Source organism: Pseudomonas quebecensis (assembly GCF_026410085.1).
In the GTDB taxonomy this organism is placed as follows: Bacteria; Pseudomonadota; Gammaproteobacteria; order Pseudomonadales; family Pseudomonadaceae; genus Aquipseudomonas; species Aquipseudomonas quebecensis.
Genome location: NZ_CP112866.1, coordinates 1,687,606 through 1,708,336, shown reverse-complemented (window position 1 = coordinate 1,708,336; position 20,731 = coordinate 1,687,606). Strand labels below are relative to the sequence as shown.

Genomic DNA, 20,731 nt, shown 5'->3' with positions numbered 1-20,731 from the left:
ACAAAACCGGCCCCTCAGGGCCGGTGTCTACTCAGTTGTTGTACAGATCGATGATCGCGCTGACCGCCTGGGTCTTGATCTTGGACGAGTCGTTACGCGCCTGCTCGATCTTGTTCAGGTAGGCCTCGTCGACATCCCCGGTCACGTACTTGCCGTCGAACACGGCGCAGTCGAACTGATCGATCTTGATCTTGCCGCCACCGACCGCTTCGATCAGGTCCGGCAGGTCCTGATAGATCAGCCAGTCGGCGCCGATCAGATCGGCCACGTCCTGGGTCGTGCGATTGTGGGCGATCAGCTCATGGGCGCTCGGCATGTCGATACCGTACACGTTCGGGTAGCGCACGGCGGGTGCGGCGGAACAGAAATACACGTTCTTCGCACCGGCTTCACGGGCCATCTGAATGATCTGCTTGCAAGTGGTGCCGCGCACGATGGAGTCGTCCACCAGCATCACGTTCTTGCCACGGAACTCCAGCTCGATGGCGTTGAGCTTCTGGCGCACCGATTTTTTGCGCGCGGCCTGGCCCGGCATGATGAAGGTACGGCCGATATAGCGGTTCTTGACGAACCCTTCGCGGAACTTGACGCCCAGGTGGTTGGCCAGCTCCAGCGCAGCGGTACGGCTGGTGTCCGGGATCGGGATCACCACGTCGATGTCATGCTCGGGACGCTCGCGCAGGATCTTGTCGGCCAGCTTCTCGCCCATGCGCAGGCGCGCCTTGTATACCGAAACGCCGTCGATGATCGAATCCGGACGCGCCAGGTAGACGTGCTCGAAGATGCACGGCGTGAGTTTCGGCGCCACGGCGCACTGACGCGTGTGCAGCTTGCCGTCTTCGGTGATGTACACCGCTTCGCCCGGCGCGAGGTCGCGAATCAGAGTGAAGCCCAGCACGTCCAGGGACACGCTTTCCGAAGCGATCATGTACTCGACGCCTTCGTCGGTGTGACGCTGGCCGAACACGATCGGGCGGATGCCATGGGGGTCGCGGAAACCGACGATGCCGTAGCCGGTCACCATGGCCACTACCGCGTAGCCACCTACGCAACGGTTGTGCACGTCGGTGACGGCGGCGAATACGTCTTCTTCGGTGGGTTGCAGCTTGCCGCGCTGGGCCAGCTCATGGGCGAACACGTTGAGCAACACTTCCGAGTCGGAGCTGGTGTTGACATGGCGCAGGTCAGATTCGTAAATCTCCTTGGCCAGTTGTTCAACGTTGGTGAGGTTACCGTTGTGCGCCAGGGTGATGCCGTAAGGCGAGTTGACGTAGAACGGCTGAGCTTCGGCCGACGTCGAGCTGCCGGCAGTCGGGTAGCGCACATGGCCGATGCCCATGTGTCCGACCAGGCGCTGCATGTGACGCTGATGGAACACGTCACGTACCAGGCCATTATCCTTGCGCAGGAACAACCGGCCGTCATGGCTGGTCACAATACCGGCAGCGTCCTGGCCGCGGTGCTGGAGGACGGTTAGCGCGTCATACAGCGCCTGATTGACGTTCGACTTACCGACGATACCGACGATGCCACACATGCGACGCAACCCCTACTTAATGGATCTTGACTGAGTACCGCTTACTGAGGCGTTTTGGCCGGTAAGAGGTGCTCCTTGAACGGCATATCAGCGGGTACGCTGATGCCGCTGGCCAGCCACTGACTGCTCCACCCCAATATGAGGTTCTTGGACCAATCTGCAACCAATAGAAATTTTGGCACGAGTACCGACTCCTGCCACCATGCATCCTGCTGTACCGGCCCCAGGCTCAACAGCCCGACCGCCACGACCACCAGCAACGCGCCACGCGCGGCGCCGAAGGCCATGCCGAGAAATCGATCGGTCCCGGAGAGACCGGTGACACGTATCAACTCGCCAATAAGATAATTGACCATTGCCCCCACCAGCAGCGTGGCGATGAACATGATGGCGCAGCCCGCGATGACGCGAGCCGAAGGTGTCTCGATGTAACCGGCCAGGTAAACCGACAGTGAACCACCGAACATCCAGGCTACGACTCCTGCGATGATCCAGGTCAGCAACGACAGTGCTTCTTTGACGAAGCCGCGGCTTAGACTGATCAAAGCGGAGATGGCGACGATTGCGACAATCGCCCAATCAACCCAGGTAAATGGCACGTTTGAGCCTACGGACAGATAAGGCGGCGCATTTTAGCAGAGCGTCGGGCTATCGGTAAGCGGTGATTGCGGCTGCTTTGCAAATCAATAGTTTGTGGCGAAGCCATCACATTTCAACCTCACCGCTAAACCCATGGGCAAGCCCCCTGCCCCATGTGATTGGCTTGCCGGTTTAAACGATGCTGACTCAGCCACGCTCAGGCTGGAAACGAGTTACGAACCCTTTCAGGCCCTGCTGCCGATCCAGCAAGTCCCGCAAGCGGTCCGCTTCGGCGCGCTCGATCAGCGGGCCGATAAACACGCGGTTCTTGCCATCGGCGCTGCGGATATAGGAGTTATAGCCCTGGCTGCGCAGTTTCTTCTGCAACGCCTCGGCGCCCTCGCGATTACCCAGGCTGGCGACCTGGATCGACCAACTGATCGACAGGCCATTCGGGTCGATACGGCTCTGCCCTACCTCCGGCTTGCCCGGCGCGGCAGGCTGTGGCGCCACCGGCTTGGGCGCGGGGGCCGGCGCGGCAGGTTTGGCGGCCACGGCGGGCGCTGGCTTGACGACCGGCACGCTTGGCTGCACCGGCATCGACGGCGCCTGCTGCGCCGCCACGTCCGCCTCGCTCGGCACGGGCTCTTCTTCCGGCAAGGCCTGTGGCTCAGGCACCACTACCGGCTCGACCTGTACCTGCGGCATTACCGGTGCCTGCGGCGCAGCTGGCGCCTCGACCACGACCTGGCGTTGTTCGTCCTGACGGGAAAACAACATCGGCAGGAAAATAACCGCCAATGCCACCAGCACCAGCGCGCCGACCATCCGCTGCTTATAAGCGCTATCCAGTAATGCCATGTGCAGCTTCCTCCGTGGAGCGCCGGGCCAACCACTCGAGCGCCTCGGCAACACAATAAAATGATCCGAACAACAGAATCTCGTCCTCGGCCGTTGCCACCGCACACTGCGCCTCAAGGGCAGCGATGACGCTTGCATACGACGTCACCGGGGCACCAAGGTTCTGCAGCGCCGCCGCCAATTCCGAGGCGGGACGACTGCGCGGCGTATCCAGCGGCGCTACCGCCCACGCCTGGACGCTGCCCAGCAAAGGCGCAATCACCCCTTCCAGGTCTTTGTCGGCCAGCAGGCCGAAGACCGCCAGACGACGCCCGATCGGCGGCGTGCGCGCCAGGCGCCGTGCCAGGTATTCGGCGGCGTGGGGGTTATGACCGACATCCAGCAACACATTCAGGCGTTTGCCCTGCCATTCTACCACCCGACGATCCAGTCGCCCGGTGATGCGGGTCGCCAGCAACGTCGCCGCGATCTGTTCGGCGTGCCAGGGCAGATCCAGCAGCAGATAGGCCTGCAGCGCCAGGGCGGCGTTCTCCATCGGCAGGTTCAACAGTGGCAGCTCCGGTAATGTCACGACCTGGCCGCGCGCATCATGCCCTTGCCAGTGCCAGTACTGATCACCTATCTCAAGATTGAAATCGCGCCCACGCAGGTAAAACGGGCAATCCAGCGCGCGTACTTTGTCCAGCAACGGCTGCGGCGGGTCAAGATCACCGCACAGTGCAGGCTTGCCCTGACGGAATATGCCGGCCTTCTCGAACGCCACGGACTCGCGGGTATTACCAAGGTAATCGGCGTGATCCACGCCAATGCTGGTGACCAGCGCCAGGTCGGCATCCACCACGTTGACCGTGTCCAGGCGCCCGCCCAGGCCCACTTCCAGCACCACCACATCCAGCTGCGCGCGCTCGAACAGCCAGAACGCCGCCAGGGTGCCCATTTCGAAGTAAGTCAGGGAAATATCGCCACGCCCGGCATCGAGCGCGGCGAAGGCCTCGCACAGTTGTGCATCAGTGGCCTGGACGCCGTTGATCTGCACCCGTTCGTTGTAGCGCAGCAGGTGCGGCGAGCTGTACACGCCCACGCTCAGGCCCTGGGCCTGCAACAACGCGGCGACAAAGGCACAGGTCGAGCCTTTGCCGTTGGTGCCGGTCACCGTGATCACACGCGGCGCCGGCCGGCCCAACCCCAGGCGGGCCGCTACCTGTTGCGAGCGCTCCAGGCCCATATCGATGGCGGAAGGATGCAACTGCTCAAGGTAGGCGAGCCACTCGCCCAGGGTCCGCTGGGTCATAGGTTTGCAGGCACCGGCGGCACAACGATGGGCTCGACTTTAGGCGCGACGTAAACAGGCGTCGGCAAGCCCATCATTTGCGCCAGCAGGTTGCCCAGGCGCGGACGCAGTTCGCCGCGCGGGATGATCATGTCGATGGCGCCGTGCTCCAGCAGGAACTCGCTGCGCTGGAAACCTTCCGGCAGTTTTTCGCGTACCGTCTGCTCGATCACACGCGGGCCGGCAAAACCGATCAAGGCTTTCGGCTCGCCGACGATCACATCGCCGAGCATCGCCAGGCTGGCGGAAACCCCACCATAGACCGGGTCGGTCAGCACGGAGATAAACGGAATGCCTTCTTCGCGCAGACGCGCCAGTACCGCAGAGGTCTTGGCCATTTGCATCAGGGAGATCAAGGCTTCCTGCATGCGCGCGCCACCGGAGGCGGCGAAGCAGATCATCGGGCAGCGATTTTCCAGCGCATAGTTGGCCGCGCGCACGAAGCGCTCACCGACGATGGCGCCCATGGAGCCGCCCATGAAGGAGAATTCGAATGCCGACACCACGACAGGCATACCCAGCAGCTTACCGCTGACGGAGATCAGCGCGTCTTTCTCGCCGGTCTGTTTTTGCGCTGCGGTCAAACGATCCTTGTATTTCTTGCCGTCGCGGAACTTGAGCCGATCAACCGGCTCCAGGTCGGCGCCCAGTTCATTGCGGCCGTCGGCGTCCAGGAAGATGTCAATACGGGCGCGAGCGCCAATGCGCATGTGGTGGTTGCACTTGGGGCAAACGTCCAGGGTCTTTTCCAGCTCAGGGCGGTAAAGCACCGCGTCGCAGGATGGGCACTTGTGCCACAGACCTTCAGGAACCGAGCTTTTCTTCACCTCGGAACGCATGATCGAAGGGATCAGTTTGTCTACTAACCAGTTGCTCATGCTTTCTTTCTCCAGTACCGGTGGCTTGAACTCAGCCCCGCGTATGCCCTTGAGCTAAATTCATATGTGGCGATAACACAGACTGGACGGGGTCAGACGTTCGACCTGCCATTTCCAGCCTGTGCCCTCAGCCTTCCAGACAACCTGCCGATGCAAGGTTGCCACTTCGTTTCCGAGCCACCCGCAGGCGGCGTCGGGCTGTTTTACACAGTGGTAGTTATGGACGGCGGCAGACTGCCAGCCGTCACATCCCGCCACTGCTGTTGCGCACGGCCTGCATGAACGCGCGAATCCTGCTGTGATCCTTGATGCCCTTGGCCTGCTCCACCCCGCCGCTGACGTCCACCGCGTAGGGCCGCACCTGCCGGATGGCGTCGCCGACATTCGCCGGGGTGAGCCCGCCGGCCAGGATAATCGGCTTGCTCAGCCCTTCGGGGATCAGCGTCCAATCAAACGCTTCACCGGTGCCGCCCGGCACTCCGTCGACATAAGTATCCAGCAGTATTCCGCGCGCACCGGCATAGGCGGCGCAGGCACTGGCGATATCATCACCGGCCTTGACCCTCAGCGCCTTGATATAGGGGCGCTGGTAGCTTTCGCATTCGTCGGGGGTTTCATCACCATGGAACTGCAGCATGTCCAGCGGCACGGCATCCAGGGTTTCGTTGAGTTCGCAGCGACTGGCGTTGACGAACAGCCCCACGGTGGTCACAAACGGCGGCAATGCGGCAATGATCGCCCGCGCCTGCAATACATTCACCGACCGCGGGCTCTTGGCGTAAAACACCAGACCGATGGCATCCGCCCCCGCCTCGACGGCCGCCAACGCGTCTTCCATGCGGGTAATCCCGCAAATCTTGCTGCGAACGGCGGACATATCGTAGAAACCTCAGGGGTTGAGCCGAGAAAGTCCCGGATGGTAACAAAAGCTATTCCGGGCGTCAGCCGCCAAGTTCACTGAAACCTGTGAGGAAGTGTGGACCGATGAAGCGCTCCGGCAACTCGAACTCATCCCGATATTCAACCTGCACCAGGTACAGGCCGAACGGGTGCGCGGTCACCCCACCGGTGCGGCGGATACGGCTTTCCAGCACTTCCCTGGCCCATTCCACCGGACGCTCGCCAGCGCCGATAGTCATCAGCACGCCGGCGATGTTGCGCACCATATGGTGAAGGAACGCCCCGGCGCGAATATCCAGCACAATCATCTTGCCGTGTCGGCTCACACGCAGGTGATGGACTTCCTTGATCGGAGACTTGGCCTGGCACTGGCCGGCACGGAACGCGCTGAAATCATGCACGCCGACCAGATGCTGCGCCGCCTCGGCCATGCGTTCGGCGTCCAGCGGGCGGTGGTTCCAGGTAATTTCTTGATTGAGGTGCGCCGGACGGATCTGGTCGTTGTAGATCACGTAGCGGTAGCGCCGCGCGATAGCCTTGAAGCGCGCATGAAAATGCGCAGGCATCACCTTGGCCCAACTGACGCTGACATCATGGGGCAAATTGATATTGGCCCCCATCACCCAAGCCTTCATCGTGCGCTCGGCCTGGGTGTCGAAATGCACCACTTGGCCGCAGGCATGCACGCCGGCATCGGTACGCCCGGCGCACATCAGCGACACCGGCGAGGCGGCGACTTTGGACAGCGCGCTCTCCAGGGTTTCCTGCACCGTCGGCACGCCTGACGCTTGACGCTGCCAGCCGCGATAGCGCGAGCCTTTGTATTCCACGCCCAGGGCGATGCGGTAAAAGCCTGCGGCCGCCATTTCGGCGGCCGCGTTATCTATATTTGCCAAGAACTGAGAGCCTGATGAGTTGCGCAAAAGCCGCCATTATAAGGCGACATGCTTGGGACGCCATGTGTTTGCAGAGCCGCAAAGCAAAACGGCGGCCCGAAGGCCGCCGCAGTATCACTGAACGACGATCATGCCAGCCGGCCGAGCATCTCCTTGGCCTCGCCGCGCTGCCCTTCGTCACCCTCGGTCAGCACTTCGGAAAGGATATCCCGCGCGCCGTCGGCGTCGCCCATGTCGATGTAGGCCTGGGCCAGGTCCAGCTTGGTCGCCACTTCATCCGTACCGGAGAGGAAGTCGAACTCAGGCTCATCGTCGCCCAACGCGGCGTCCTGCGCCGTGAAGGTTGGATGTTCAAGGCTCTGGGACAAACGGTCCAACTCCGCGTTGACGTCATTCAGCTCCGAAGCGAACGCGTCCGGCTTGGCCTCTGACTCGGGCTCGTCCGCCAGGGACAAGTCAAAGTCTTCCGGCAGGTCGAAGTCTTCCAGCGCGGCCGGCGTCAGGGTTGGCGGCTCGACGGCCGGCACGTCTTTCATCTCGCCTTCCAGGCCCGAGAGGAAATCCTCATCCGATTGGGTCGACGTCGGTGCATCCAACTGCAAGTCGAAATCCGAGAGGTCATCCTTGGCCGCATTGGCTTGGGTCTGCTCCTTGAGCAGCGATTCGAACGTCTGCTGATCACCCTTGAGCTCGGCCGGCGACGTCGATTCCAGCTCGTCCAGGCTCAGGTCGAAATCCGTATCGAAGTTCTCGGGCGCCGCCGGCTTGTCTTCCAGCAACTCCTTGACGTACTGCGCGTCGAGGGCCGCCGCGGCGACCGCTGCGCTGACACCTGCGGCGAGTACCGCCATTGCCGGGAACCGTGCCTTGAGCTGCTCGACCTGGGCGTGGTTTTCACCGTTGGCCACCAGTTGACGCTCCTGGGTCACGAAGCCGTCCTTGTCGTTTTGCAGGCCGTAGACTTCCATCAGCTTCAGGCGCAGATCGCTGCGCTTGGGCTCATGCTTGATCGCTTGTTCCAGCACATCGGCGGCCTGGTTGAGCAGGCCACGATCAATATGTGACTGAGCCAGCGCCAAGGCGTCATTGGCGTTCTGCGGCGCCACGGCGGCGGCCAGCGGCGCCAGCACGGAGGCAACGGTCGGTGCGGCGACCACCGGCTCGATCACCGGCGCAGGTGACGGCGTAGCCGCCAGCTTGACGTTCGGCGGCGGTACTTCAAGGCCTTCGAAGCTGTCCGGCGGCAGGTCCTGGTCGATATTGGAGCTGAACTCCGGCTCTTCGGCCAGCGCACGCGCCATACGCAGGTGCTTTTCTTCCTCGCGACGAGCGTTGCGATGGCGCACGAACAGCAACAGGAGCAACAACGCAATCAAGGCTGCCGCACCGCCGACCACACCGAGCACAATCGGGTTGGTCAGCAGCTCGTTGAACTTGCCCTCGGTCGGCGTAGCAGGCGCCGCGTCCGCCTTGATCGGCTCAGGCGCAGGCGCTACCGGTGCGGGCGTGGCCGGGGTTGTTTCAGCCGCGGCGGGAGGCACGGCCGGGGTTGCGGCGGGGTCGGCGGCCAGCTGTGCCGGGATGGCCGCTGTCGCCGGGGCGGCGGGGTCGACTTTTTCAGCCTGCAGACGCGCCAGTTGATCGTTTTTCAGTTGAATCAGCTTTTGCAGCTTGTCGAGCTGGCTCTGCAGGTCGGCGGCACGGCTTTTCAGCTCTTCGTTGTCGCGGCGCGTGGTGTCCAGCTGTTCCTGAGTCATTGCCAGCTTGTCGCTGAGTACCTGGCTGTCGCCGGCCTTGCCCCTGGCGCCCTTCTTGGCCGCCTCTACAGAAACCAGGCTCAGGTTGTCCTGGGTTCCAGTGGTTGCGGGCGCGTTGCCTGCCTGGGTGCGCCTGGTAGCATCCAGTTGCTGCTTGCCGGCCGGCTGGTTGGCCGCACTGCGCCGCCCCTGACGCCAGGCATCGTTCTGCGCCCTTACCTCGGCAATCGCCTGGGGTTGCGGCAGCGCCGTGCTTTGCACGGTGTCCGGCAGGCGCAGGACCTGGCCGGTTTTGAGACGATTGATGTTGCCGTCGACAAACGCATTCGGGTTAAGCGCCTGGATGGCCAGCATGGTCTGCTGCACCGAGCCGCCATTGCGGTTTTTTTCGGCGATTTCCCAGAGTGTGTCGCGGGAGGTGGTGACGTGCTGGGCGGGCTTGGTCACCGCCGGTGCGACAGTGGCGGGCGCATTCAAACGTGGTGCCGCTGCGGGGGTGGTCGTCGGCTGATCGAACTTGGCCGGATCAAGCAGCACGCTGTAGTCACGCATCAAACGGCCGTTGGGCCACTGCACCTGCAGCAGGAACCGGATGTAGGAATCGGGCAATGGCTTGCTGGAGGTGACGCGCACCACGCTGCGGCCGTTGGGGTTGACCACCGGGGTGAACGTCAGGTCGTTGAGAAACGCCTGACGGTCAACCCCGGCATCCACAAACGCCTGGGACGACGCCAGGCTCGGCGTGATCTCGGAAGCCGTCAGGCCACCGACATCGAGCAATTCGATTTCCACCGACAAGGGCTGGTTCAGCTTCGACTTGAGGGTCATCTCCCCCAACTGGAGCGCCTGCGCCATACCGGAGGACAGCGCCGAGGCGGCCGCTATTGCTAACACCAGTTTGCGAACTTGAACCATAGCCTCATCCTTTGTTTGAACACTCCCCGGCTTGCGAGAAGGTTGGTAACCGCTGCCATATAAGGCATGGCGAGCCGATAGGTCACCGACGCGCAATTGTTCCTGCTTGGGGCCAAGCATAGCGCCTGGTTAGAATCAATCTATAAATTGCCGCCAAGTATCTTTTACGCAAGGCCTTTTATCAACAACTGCGCCAGTTGCACGGCGTTCAGCGCGGCGCCTTTGCGTACGTTATCTGACGTCACCCAAAGATTTAGTTCCGCCGGGTCATCCACGCCGGCACGTATACGCCCAACATAGACCACATCCTGGCCCACTGCGTCACCTACGGCAGTCGGGTAATCGCCCTCCTCGACCCGTTCAATGCCTGGCGCCGCATCCAGTGCACGATTCACGGCGGCCAGGTCGACCGGCGCCGCCAGCTGCAGGGACACTGTCAGGCTATCGCCAAAAAACACCGGGGCTTGAACGCACGTTGCGCTAATTTTCAGCAACGGAGTGTCCAGCACGGCACGCAATTCGTGTATCAGCCTTTTCTCCAGGTCGGTATGCCCCTGGGCATCGGGCTTTCCGACCTGCGCCAGCAAGTTAAAGGCCATCTGACGATCAAAGAACGTCGGTTCCAACGGGCGTACATTAAGCAGCTCCGCCGTCTGCCGCGCCAGCTCACTGACAGCTTCGCGCCCCTGGGCCGACACAGCCAGGCAGGCGGTGACGCTCACGCGCTGGATATCCAGCAGACCCCGCAGCGGGGCAAGCACCACCGCCAGGTGGGTCGCCGATGGGCTCGGGCTGCCAAGCTGGAAAGGTTTGCGCATGCCGTCCAGTACATGGGCATTGGCCTCCGGCACCACGTGCGGTGCCTGCTCGGCGGGCAGCGCGCCCGACAGATCGATCACCGAGCAACCCGCCGCGGTGGCGCGCGGGGCGAAGCTTACGGTCACGGCCGGACCGGCGGCGAAAAACGCCAGCTGCGCTTTGCTGAAGTCGAACTCATCGACCTCCCTGACCCGCACGTTCTTGCCACGAAACGGCACCGAGGCCCCGGCGGAGTTACTGCCCGCCAACAGGTACAGGGTGCCTACCGGAAAATCCAACTCTTCGAGAATCTGCACCAGGGTTTCACCCACGGTGCCGGTGGCGCCGATCACGGCGATTTCAAAGGTCTGGGTCATGGCGGTAGCCTCGGGCAGTGCGGGGGGAGCGGCACTTTACCGGGTGGCCGGGAGTGAGGCAATTGGTGTGGGGGTGTGGTGGGGCGGATGGCGCTATCGGGGGGCAGCCCCCTCCCACCTTTGAATTGTGAATACATTCCACTGTGGGAGGGGGCTTGCCCCGATAGCGCCCGAACGCACAACAAAAAACCCGCGCCTGTCACCAGAACGCGGGTTTCTCTTAACGCCTCAGGCGATCAACGCTCCAGCAGAATCCGCAACATGCGACGCAGCGGTTCGGCCGCGCCCCACAGCAGCTGGTCGCCGACGGTGAACGCGCCCAGGTACTGGGTGCCCATGTTCAGCTTGCGCAGACGGCCCACCGGCACGTTCAGGGTGCCGGTGACCTTGGTCGGGCTCAGCTCCTGCATGCTGATCTCGCGGTTGTTCGGCACCAGCTTGACCCATGGGTTGTGCTGGCTGATCAACGATTCGATATCGGCGATCGGCACGTCTTTGTTCAGTTTGATGGTCAGCGCCTGGCTGTGGCAACGCATGGCGCCGATGCGCACGCAGATACCGTCGACCGGGATCGGGCTCTTGAAGCGGCCAAGGATCTTGTTGGTCTCGGCCTGGGCCTTCCATTCTTCACGGCTCTGGCCGTTCGGCAGTTCCTTGTCGATCCACGGGATCAGGCTGCCGGCCAAAGGCACACCGAAGTTCTCGGTCGGGTAAGCATCGCTGCGCATGGCTTCGGCCACGCGGCGGTCGATGTCGAGGATCGCGCTGGCCGGGTCGGCCAATTGATCGGCGACAGCCGCGTGGGTCGCGCCCATCTGCTTGATCAGCTCGCGCATGTTCTGCGCGCCGGCGCCGGAAGCGGCCTGATAGGTCATGGCGCTCATCCACTCGACCAGCCCGGCTTCGAACAGGCCGCCCAGGCCCATCAGCATCAGGCTGACGGTGCAGTTGCCGCCGACGTAGTTCTTGGTGCCGGCGTCCAGTTGCTGGTCGATGACCTTGCGGTTGACCGGGTCGAGGATAATCACCGCGTCATCCTGCATGCGCAGGCTCGAGGCGGCATCGATCCAGTAACCCTGCCAGCCGGCTTCGCGCAGCTTGGGGAACACTTCGCTGGTGTAGTCGCCACCCTGGCAGGTCAGGATCACGTCGAGGGTCTTGAGCTCGTCAATGCTGTAGGCATCCTTGAGCGGAGCAATGTCCTTGCCCACGGACGGCCCTTGGCCACCGACGTTCGACGTGGTGAAAAACACCGGCTCAATAAGATCGAAATCCTGCTCTTCCAGCATCCGCTGCATGAGCACGGAACCGACCATACCGCGCCAACCGATCAGACCTACACGTTTCATCGCAACTACACCTTGTTAAAAAGTGGGCCGCCTTGCAGCAACAACTGCAAGCGGGCCCGAGAGATTACAGATTCCGCAGCGCGGCGACTACTGCGTCGCCCATTTCTTGCGTACCGACCCGGGTGCAACCCTGCGACCAGATGTCGCCGGTGCGCAGGCCCTGGTCCAGCACCAGGCTCACGGCCTTCTCGATGGCATCCGCCGCGTCGCTCAGGTTGAAGCTGTAACGCAGCATCATCGACACCGACAGAATAGTCGCCAACGGGTTGGCAATGCCCTGCCCGGCGATGTCCGGCGCCGAACCGTGGCACGGCTCGTACATACCCTTATTGTGGGTATCCAGGGACGCCGACGGCAGCATGCCGATGGAACCGGTGAGCATCGAGGCCTGGTCGGACAGGATGTCGCCGAACAGGTTGTCGGTGACGATGACGTCGAACTGCTTGGGCGCGCGTACCAGCTGCATCGCCGCGTTGTCGACGTACATATGGCTCAGTTCGACGTCCGGGTAGTCCTTGGCCACTTCCTCGACGATCTCGCGCCACAGTTGGCTGGAAGCCAGGACGTTGGCCTTGTCCACCGAGCAGACCTTCTTGCCGCGTACGCGGGCCATGTCGAAACCGACACGGGCGATACGGCGGATTTCGCTCTCGCTGTACGGCAGGGTGTCATAGGCCTGGCGCTCGCCATTTTCCAGCTCGCGCACACCGCGTGGCGCGCCGAAATAGATACCACCGGTCAGCTCGCGCACGATCAGGATGTCCAGGCCCGACACCACCTCCGGCTTGAGGCTCGACGCATCGGCCAACTGCGGGTAGAGGATCGCCGGGCGCAGATTGCCGAACAGGCCCAGTTGCGCGCGGATTTTCAGCAGGCCGCGCTCAGGGCGGATATCACGCTCGATCTTGTCCCACTTCGGGCCACCCACGGCGCCAAGCAGCACGGCATCGGCGGCGCGGGCGCGGTCCAGGGTTTCGTCGGCCAGGGGCACGCCGTGCTTGTCGATGGCAGCGCCGCCGATCACGTCGTGACTCAATTCGAAGCCCAGGCTGTACTTGCTGTTGGCAAGCTCCAGGACCTTGACCGCTTCGGCCATGATTTCCGGACCAATACCGTCGCCAGGGAGAATCAGAATCTGCTTGCTCATGGGTTCCTCATTTCATCGAGCGACCTGCCCGCGGGCGGGTCGGGAAAATTAATCAGCGTTCGGCCCAGACCACCAGCACGTCGGTGCTGAAAGTGCCGTCGGCCTGAATCTCGTAGTAATCGCGCACTTCCTGGCCCATCGCCTGCTGTAACTCAAGGATCGCCGCGCGCAAGGCCTGCGGTGTACGCATGCGCTCGACCCAGGAGGTGTATTCCAGGCGCAGACGCTGGCGGCTGCTGTTGCGCACGTGCAAGCCGGCTTCGCTGAGCTGGCGCATCCACTCAGCGCCAGAGTAATCGCGCACATGACTGGTGTCGCGCAGCACTTCGACGGTTTGCAGGTAAGTGTCCAGCAACGGGCTGCCGGGTGACAACACATCGATAAAGGCCGCCACACCGCCCGGCTTGAGCACCCGGCGCACTTCGCGCAGGGCCAGGCCCAGGTCGCTCCAGTGGTGAGCCGAATAGCGGCTGAATACAAAATCGAACTCGCCGTCGGCAAACGGCAGGCGCTCGGCGGCGCCGTTTACCGTGCTGATATTGGTGAGACCGCGATCCTGCGCGGCGCCAGCCACTACGTCGAGCATCTGCTGGGACAGGTCGTAGGCCACGACTTCCTTGACCAATGGCGCTACATGGAAACTCACATGACCGGCACCGCAGCCCAAGTCCAGCAGTCGTGCACTGCCCTGCCCCGCCAGCTCGGCCTGGAGCAGCGCGAATTCTGTGCCCTGGGCGTGCACAGCACTGCTCAGGTAGGCCGAGGCCTGTTCGCCGAATTGTTTTTGCACGACTTGGGTGTGGGCGGTGGCGTTCATGGTGTTTCCCCTGGATTTGTGTTGTTAACACTGGCCTCATCGGGGGCAAGCCCCCTCCCACATTTGGAATGCGGGCCCCTGTGGGAGGGGCTTGCCCCCGATGGCGGCGGTCCTGCCTACATCAATTTACGCGTCACGAAACAACCAAGGCTGGCTGGCCCGGTGTTTGGCTTCGAACGCCGCAATCGCATCGCCGTCCTGCAAGGTCAGGCCGATATCGTCCAGGCCATTGAGCAGGCAGTGTTTGCGGAAGGCATCCACTTCAAAGTGGTACACCTTGCCGTCCGGACGGGTCACGGTCTGCGCGGCCAGGTCTACGGTCAACTGGTAGCCCACAGTGGCTTCCACTTGCTGGAACAGCTCGTCCACCTCGGCGTCGCTCAGGATGATCGGCAACAGGCCGTTCTTGAAGCTGTTGTTGAAGAAGATGTCGGCAAAGCTAGGCGCGATGATGCTACGAAAGCCGTATTCTTCCAGCGCCCACGGCGCGTGTTCACGGCTGGAGCCGCAACCGAAGTTTTCCCGGGCCAGCAATACACTGGCGCCTTGGTAACGCTCGGCGTTGAGCACGAAATCCTTGTTGAGCGGGCGCTTGGAGTTGTCCTGATAGGCGTAGCCCACGTCCAGGTAACGCCACTCGTCAAACAGGTTAGGGCCGAAGCCGGTGCGCTTGATCGACTTCAGGAATTGCTTGGGGATGATCTGGTCAGTGTCGACGTTGGCACGGTCCAACGGTGCGACAAGACCGGTGTGTTGGGTAAAAGCTCGCATCGGGTATTCCTCAGATCAATTCGCGAACGTCGATGAAACGACCGTTGACGGCAGCCGCAGCGGCCATGGCCGGGCTGACCAGGTGGGTTCGCCCACCGGCGCCCTGGCGCCCTTCGAAGTTACGGTTGGAGGTGGACGCGCAATGCTCGCCGGATTCCAAACGGTCCGGGTTCATCGCCAGGCACATCGAGCAGCCCGGTTCACGCCACTCGAAACCGGCTTCGAGGAAGATCTTGTCCAGGCCCTCGGCCTCGGCTTGCGCTTTGACCAGGCCCGAGCCCGGCACCACGATGGCTTGCTTGATGGTCGAAGCCACTTTGCGGCCTTTGGCGATCACCGCCGCGGCGCGCAGGTCTTCGATCCGCGAGTTGGTGCAGGAACCGATAAACACGCGATCCAGCTGGATGTCGGTGATCGCCTGGTTGGCCTTCAAACCCATGTACTTCAAGGCGCGCTCGATGGAACCACGCTTGACCAGATCGGCTTCCTGCGCCGGGTCCGGCACGTTCTGGTCGACGGCCAGCACCATTTCCGGCGAAGTGCCCCAGCTGACTTGCGGCTTGATCTGGGCAGCGTCGAGTTCAACCACGGTGTCGAACACCGCATCGGCATCGGACACCAGGTCCTTCCAGGCTTCGACCGCAGCGTCCCAATCGTCGCCCTGCGGTGCGAATGGACGACCTTTGACGTATTCAACGGTCTTCTCATCCGCCGCCACCATGCCCACACGCGCACCGGCTTCGATGGACATGTTGCAGATGGTCATGCGGCCTTCGATGGACAAATCGCGGATCGCGCTGCCGGCGAACTCGATGGCGTGGCCGTTACCGCCGGCGGTGCCGATCTTGCCGATCACCGCGAGGACGATGTCCTTGGCGGTCACGCCGAACGGCAAGGTGCCTTCGACGCGTACCAGCATGTTCTTCATCTTTTTGGCGACCAGGCACTGGGTCGCGAACACATGTTCCACCTCGGAGGTGCCGATGCCATGGGCCAGGGCGCCGAATGCACCGTGGGTGGAGGTGTGCGAGTCGCCGCAGACCACGGTCATGCCCGGCAAGGTGGCGCCCTGCTCCGGGCCGATCACGTGCACGATGCCTTGACGCACGTCATTCATCTTGAATTCGGTGATGCCATATTCATCGCAGTAATCGTCGAGCGTCTGCACCTGCAGGCGCGACACCTGGTCGGCGATCGCTTCGATGCCGCCCTTGCGCTCTGGAGTGGTCGGTACGTTGTGGTCCGGGGTAGCAATGATGGAGTCGACGCGCCAAGGCTTGCGCCCGGCCAGTCGCAGGCCTTCGAACGCTTGGGGCGAGGTCACTTCATGGATGATGTGACGGTCGATGTAGATCAGCGACGACCCGTCATCGCGCCGTTTCACTTCATGGGAATCCCAAAGCTTGTCGTAAAGCGTTTTGCCGGCCATCAGTCGGTCCTCATCAGCTGTATTTCATACGCCGGGCTTTTCAATAACCCTTTGGCTTGTGAGGCTGATGGTATGGCGCTACATTAAATAACTCAAATTCATATTTTTTATGCTTTGGATTACCAACTGGAATACGACAATGGACCTGGCCAACCTCAACGCTTTCATTGCCATCGCTGAAACCGGCAGCTTTTCCGGGGCCGGTGAGCGCCTGCACCTGACGCAGCCGGCCATCAGCAAGCGCATTGCCGGCCTGGAGCAGCAGCTCAACGTACGATTGTTCGATCGCCTGGGGCGCGAGGTCGGCCTGACCGAAGCCGGGCGCGCCCTGCTGCCGCGCGCGTATCAAATCCTCAATGTGCTGGACGACACCCGCCGCGCCCTCACCAACCTCAACGGCGAAGTCAGCGGACGGCTCACCCTCGCCACCAGCCACCACATCGGACTGCATCGCTTGCCCCCGGTGCTGCGCACGTTTACCCGGCAATTTCCTAATGTGGCGCTGGATATTCAGTTTCTGGATTCGGAAGTGGCCTACGAAGAAATCCTGCATGGCCGCGCTGAAGTGGCGGTGATCACCCTGGCGCCCGATCCTCATCACCTGGTAAGTGCCACCCCGGTGTGGGACGACCCACTGGATTTCGTGGTCGCGCCGGAACACAGCCTGGCCGGCCATGGCCGTGTGAGCCTGGCCGATATTGCCGGCCACCCTGCGGTGTTCCCCGGCGGCAACACGTTTACCCACCATATCGTCAGCCGGCTGTTCGAGGCCCAGGGGCTTACCCCGAATATTGCGATGAGCACCAACTACCTGGAAACCATCAAGATGATGGTGTCCATCGGCCTGGCCTGGAGCGTGCTGCCGCGCACCATGCTCGACGACCAGGTGGCCAGTGTCGCTTTGCCGGGCATACAGCTCAGTCGCCAGCTAGGCTATATCGTGCACACCGAAAGGACGCTGTCGAACGCTGCGCGGGCTTTTATGAGCCTGTTGGATGCACAGGTCGAATTGCCGGGGCAACCGGCATGAGCCTGTGCGTCCCGGTTTCCTGAAGTCAAGCCGCGCTGTTTGCCCATGAGTGAGCCAAGGCCCTTTGATAATGCGCACCCCCGTCGATTCCGTGCCACCGCTGCCTCGCATCTACGCCCTCGACCCTCGCGAGGCCGAACAAAGCTGGGACAGCGCCCCGCAACTGCTGGCCGCGCTGAACGCCGCGCGATTGGGCGCCTGGTGCTGGGACATCGACAGCGGGCGTATCAGTTGGTCACGGGGCACCCAGGCGCTGTTCGGTTTCGATCCACGCCAGCCCTTGCCCAAGGACCTGGACTACCTCGAACTGCTGGACCCGGCCGACCGCGCCCGCGTGGTGCGCGCTTTTCATGCGGTGCTGGCGGGCGAGCCGTTCGAACAGGCCATGCACCACCGCATCCAATGGCCCGATGGCACGTACCATTGGCTGGAAGTCAACGGTAGCCTGCTGCCGGACAAAGCCGGACGTCGCCGCATGATCGGCGTGATCCGCGAGATCACTGAGCAGCGCGAGCGCGAACGTGCCCTCAGGCACTCCGAAAAGCGCTTCGCCACGCTGTTCCACCTGTGTCCGAATATGGTGCTGCTGACCCGCCAGGCCGACGGCCTGATCAGCGAAGCCAACCAATATTTCGAGATGCTCTTCGGCTGGCCTCTCGCCGAGGCGCTCGGCCGCACCACCCTGGAATTGGGCCTGTGGCGCCATCCCGCACAACGCGCGCAACTGGTCAAAGCCACCCAGCGCAAAGGCCAGCCCATCACCATGGAGGTGCAATTCTGCGCCAGCAACGGCCAAGTCCATGACGGCACGCTCAGCGCGCAAAAAGTCGAGCTCGAAGGCGAGGCGTACCTGATCAGCACCTTTCTCGACACCACCGAACGCAAGAACGCCGAGCAAGCCCTCAAAGACAGCCAGGAACGCCTCGACCTGGCCCTGGACTCCGCGCAACTGGGCACCTGGGACTGGCACATCCCCAGCGGCATGCTCTACGGTTCGGCCCGCGCCGCCCAACTGCACGGCCTGCCGCCGGAGCCCTTCCATGAATCCTTCGACGCGTTCTTCGAGGGCATGCCCGAGGAAGAGCGCGACAACATGCGCCACGCTTACCGTACCCTGCGCGAAGGCCCGGCCGGCAGCTATCAACTGACCTACCGCGTGCCCATGGAGGACGGCAGCTCGCGTTACTTGGAAAGCCGCGCCCGCCTGTACCGCGACGATCAGGGTGCGCCACTGCGCATGGCCGGGACCCTGCTGGACATCACCGACCAGGTCGAACGCGAACAACGCCTGAGCGCCTCCGAAGAAAAATTCGCCAGCCTGTTCCAGGCCAGCCCCGACCCGATCTGCGTAACCAGCCAGGACAGCGGCGTGTTTATCGAGATCAACCCGGCCTTTACCCAAACCTTCGGCTGGACCGCCGCCGAGGTGCTCGACAAGAACGCCGACCAGATCGGCCTGTGGGACGACGCCAGCCAGCGCGTCGGCAGAATCGAGCGGGTGATTCGGGAGAAAGCCCTGAATAATGTGGCCGTAGTGGCCCGGCATAAGGACGGCCGCAACCTGACCTGTGTGATTTCCAGCCGCCTGATCAAAGTGGGCGATCAACCGTGCATTGTTACGACCTTGCGCGACATCACTCAGCAGCAACGTTCGGAGGCCGCCCTGAAAGCCAGCGAAGAGAAATTCGCCAAGGCATTTCATTCCAGCCCGGACGCGATCTCGATCACCGAGCGCGACACCGGCCGCTACGTGGAAGTCAACGATGGCTTCTGCCGCCTGACCGGCTACCGATCCGAAGAAGCCATCGGCCTGACCCTCTACCAGATCGGCATCTGGGCCGATGACAACCAGCGCTCGGCGCTGCTGGCCGAACTGCAGATAAAGGGCCGCATCAACCACCTGGAGATGCTCTGGCGCAACAAGCGCGGCGAGTTGCTGGCCGTGGAAGTCTCGGTGGAGCCCATCACTTTGAATGAAATCCCGTGCCTGCTGCTGACGGCGCGGGACGTCAGCCTGTTGAAAAACGCCCAGGCGCAGATTCGTCACTTGGCTTATCACGACCCGCTGACCAACCTGCCCAACCGCGCGCTGCTGATGGACCGTCTCAGCCAGCAGATTGCCTTGCTCAAGCGCCACAACCTGCGCGGCGCGCTGCTGTTCCTGGACCTGGATCACTTCAAACACATCAACGACTCGCTCGGCCATCCGGTGGGCGACACCGTGCTGAAAATCGTCACGGCGCGCCTTGAGGCCAGCGTGCGCATGGAAGACACGGTGGCGCGCCTGGGCGGCGATGAGTTCGTGGTGCTGCTCAGCGGCCTGGAGGGGTCGCGCCTGGAGGTCAGCCGCCAGGTGCAGGGCCTGGCCAACACGCTGCGCGAGCTGCTCTCGGAGCCGATGTTTCTGGATGGTCACCGCCTGCAGGTCACGCCAAGCATGGGCGTGGCGTTGATTCCCGATCACGGTTCCACGCCGGCCGATTTACTCAAGCGTGCCGACATCGCCCTGTACCGCGCCAAGGACTCGGGCCGCAACACCACTCAGATGTTTCACAACAGCATGCAAAGGACCGCCAGCGAACGCCTGCGCATGGAAACCGACCTGCGCCTGGCCCTGTCACGTGGCGAGTTCAGCGTGCACTACCAGCCCCAGGTTGACGCGCGCGGCAACACAATCGTCGGCGCCGAAGCGCTGGTGCGCTGGCAACACCCGCAACTGGGCGCGCAGTCGCCGGCGGAATTTATCAAAGTGCTGGAAGACAGCGGCCTGATCCTGGAAGTCGGCACCTGGATTCTCGATGAGGCCTGCGCGGCGTTTGGGCAATTGCTTCAGGAAGGCAAGATCGACCCGTTGAATTTCAGCCTGTGCGTGAACATAAGCCCCAGGCAGTTCCGCCAGAACGACTTCGTCGAGCGAGTGGAGCGCAGCCTGCAGCAGCATGCCCTGCCCTGCAGCCTGCTGAAGCTGGAAATCACCGAAGGCATCGTGATTCAGAACCTGGATGACACCATCAGCAAGATGCGCCGCCTGAAGAAACTCGGCGTGAGCTTTGCCATGGATGACTTCGGCACCGGCTACTCGTCGCTGACCTACCTCAAGCGCTTGCCGGTGGACGCGCTGAAAATCGACCAATCGTTCGTGCGCGACGCGACCCACGACCCCAACGATGCCGAAATCATCCGCGCCATTGTGGCCATGGCCCGCAGCTTGAATCTGGAGGTGATTGCCGAAGGCGTGGAAACCCCTGAGCAACTGGCGTTCCTGCAAAAACTGGGCTGCCATTTATACCAGGGGTACCTGCACAGCCGACCGTTGCCGATCGAAGGGTTTACGGCACTCTTATAATGACGCAGACGCCC

General features: G+C 62.6%; 16 protein-coding genes. 2 read left to right on the top strand and 14 right to left on the bottom strand.

Annotated elements, in window-relative coordinates:
* Positions 1–31 precede the first annotated feature (31 nt).
* The 14 genes from purF to leuC all read right to left on the bottom strand — a co-directional run bounded on the left by purF (position 32) and on the right by leuC (position 16,341).
* Positions 32–1,537: an amidophosphoribosyltransferase gene (gene purF / locus OSC50_RS08005; protein ID WP_181081661.1), complete on the bottom strand. Its 1,506-nt coding sequence runs from the start codon at positions 1,535–1,537 to the stop codon at positions 32–34.
* 41 nt (positions 1,538–1,578) lie between these two features.
* Entirely contained in the window at positions 1,579–2,136 is a 558-nt protein-coding gene (locus OSC50_RS08000) for a CvpA family protein (protein WP_034099153.1), read from the bottom strand.
* Positions 2,137–2,323: 187 nt separating this feature from the next.
* A complete protein-coding gene (locus OSC50_RS07995) occupies positions 2,324–2,977 on the bottom strand; it encodes an SPOR domain-containing protein (RefSeq protein ID WP_266246150.1) in 654 nt (217 codons plus the stop codon).
* Positions 2,961–4,268, bottom strand: coding sequence for a bifunctional tetrahydrofolate synthase/dihydrofolate synthase (folC, locus tag OSC50_RS07990; RefSeq protein WP_266246151.1), 1,308 nt, complete (start codon positions 4,266–4,268; stop codon positions 2,961–2,963). Before folC ends, OSC50_RS07995 begins: the two co-directional genes overlap by 17 nt.
* Positions 4,265–5,185, bottom strand: coding sequence for an acetyl-CoA carboxylase, carboxyltransferase subunit beta (accD, locus tag OSC50_RS07985; protein ID WP_034099158.1), 921 nt, complete (start codon positions 5,183–5,185; stop codon positions 4,265–4,267). Before accD ends, folC begins: the two co-directional genes overlap by 4 nt.
* A gap of 244 nt (positions 5,186–5,429) precedes the next feature.
* Positions 5,430–6,062, bottom strand: coding sequence for a phosphoribosylanthranilate isomerase (locus tag OSC50_RS07980; protein ID WP_181081664.1), 633 nt, complete (start codon positions 6,060–6,062; stop codon positions 5,430–5,432).
* A 64-nt stretch (positions 6,063–6,126) separates the two neighbouring features.
* Complete coding sequence (gene truA / locus OSC50_RS07975) at positions 6,127–6,951, bottom strand: tRNA pseudouridine(38-40) synthase TruA (protein ID WP_266247482.1); 825 nt, start codon at positions 6,949–6,951, stop codon at positions 6,127–6,129.
* Positions 6,952–7,109: 158 nt separating this feature from the next.
* The gene (locus tag OSC50_RS07970) at positions 7,110–9,653 is read right to left on the bottom strand and encodes a FimV/HubP family polar landmark protein (RefSeq protein WP_266246152.1); all 2,544 of its coding nucleotides are present in this window, start codon (positions 9,651–9,653) and stop codon (positions 7,110–7,112) included.
* A 164-nt stretch (positions 9,654–9,817) separates the two neighbouring features.
* Complete coding sequence (locus OSC50_RS07965; protein WP_181081666.1) at positions 9,818–10,828, bottom strand: aspartate-semialdehyde dehydrogenase; 1,011 nt, start codon at positions 10,826–10,828, stop codon at positions 9,818–9,820.
* A 236-nt stretch (positions 10,829–11,064) separates the two neighbouring features.
* Complete coding sequence (gene asd / locus OSC50_RS07960) at positions 11,065–12,177, bottom strand: aspartate-semialdehyde dehydrogenase (RefSeq protein WP_181081916.1); 1,113 nt, start codon at positions 12,175–12,177, stop codon at positions 11,065–11,067.
* Between the two features lie 64 nt (positions 12,178–12,241).
* A complete protein-coding gene (gene leuB, locus OSC50_RS07955) occupies positions 12,242–13,324 on the bottom strand; it encodes a 3-isopropylmalate dehydrogenase (RefSeq protein ID WP_181081915.1) in 1,083 nt (360 codons plus the stop codon).
* 52 nt (positions 13,325–13,376) lie between these two features.
* Positions 13,377–14,141: a class I SAM-dependent methyltransferase gene (locus OSC50_RS07950; RefSeq protein ID WP_253508540.1), complete on the bottom strand. Its 765-nt coding sequence runs from the start codon at positions 14,139–14,141 to the stop codon at positions 13,377–13,379.
* A 126-nt stretch (positions 14,142–14,267) separates the two neighbouring features.
* Positions 14,268–14,912: a 3-isopropylmalate dehydratase small subunit gene (gene leuD / locus OSC50_RS07945; RefSeq protein WP_034099174.1), complete on the bottom strand. Its 645-nt coding sequence runs from the start codon at positions 14,910–14,912 to the stop codon at positions 14,268–14,270.
* 10 nt (positions 14,913–14,922) lie between these two features.
* Positions 14,923–16,341, bottom strand: a complete 1,419-nt coding sequence (gene leuC, locus OSC50_RS07940; RefSeq protein WP_266246156.1) for a 3-isopropylmalate dehydratase large subunit — start codon at positions 16,339–16,341, stop codon at positions 14,923–14,925.
* A gap of 139 nt (positions 16,342–16,480) precedes the next feature.
* On the opposite strand from leuC, the gene OSC50_RS07935 reads away from it, so the two are divergent.
* Together OSC50_RS07935 and OSC50_RS07930 are read left to right on the top strand one after the other, a co-directional pair.
* The gene (locus OSC50_RS07935) at positions 16,481–17,371 is read left to right on the top strand and encodes a LysR family transcriptional regulator (RefSeq protein WP_181081912.1); all 891 of its coding nucleotides are present in this window, start codon (positions 16,481–16,483) and stop codon (positions 17,369–17,371) included.
* 70 nt (positions 17,372–17,441) lie between these two features.
* The gene (locus tag OSC50_RS07930) at positions 17,442–20,717 is read left to right on the top strand and encodes a PAS domain S-box protein (RefSeq protein WP_266246158.1); all 3,276 of its coding nucleotides are present in this window, start codon (positions 17,442–17,444) and stop codon (positions 20,715–20,717) included.
* Positions 20,718–20,731 lie beyond the last annotated feature (14 nt).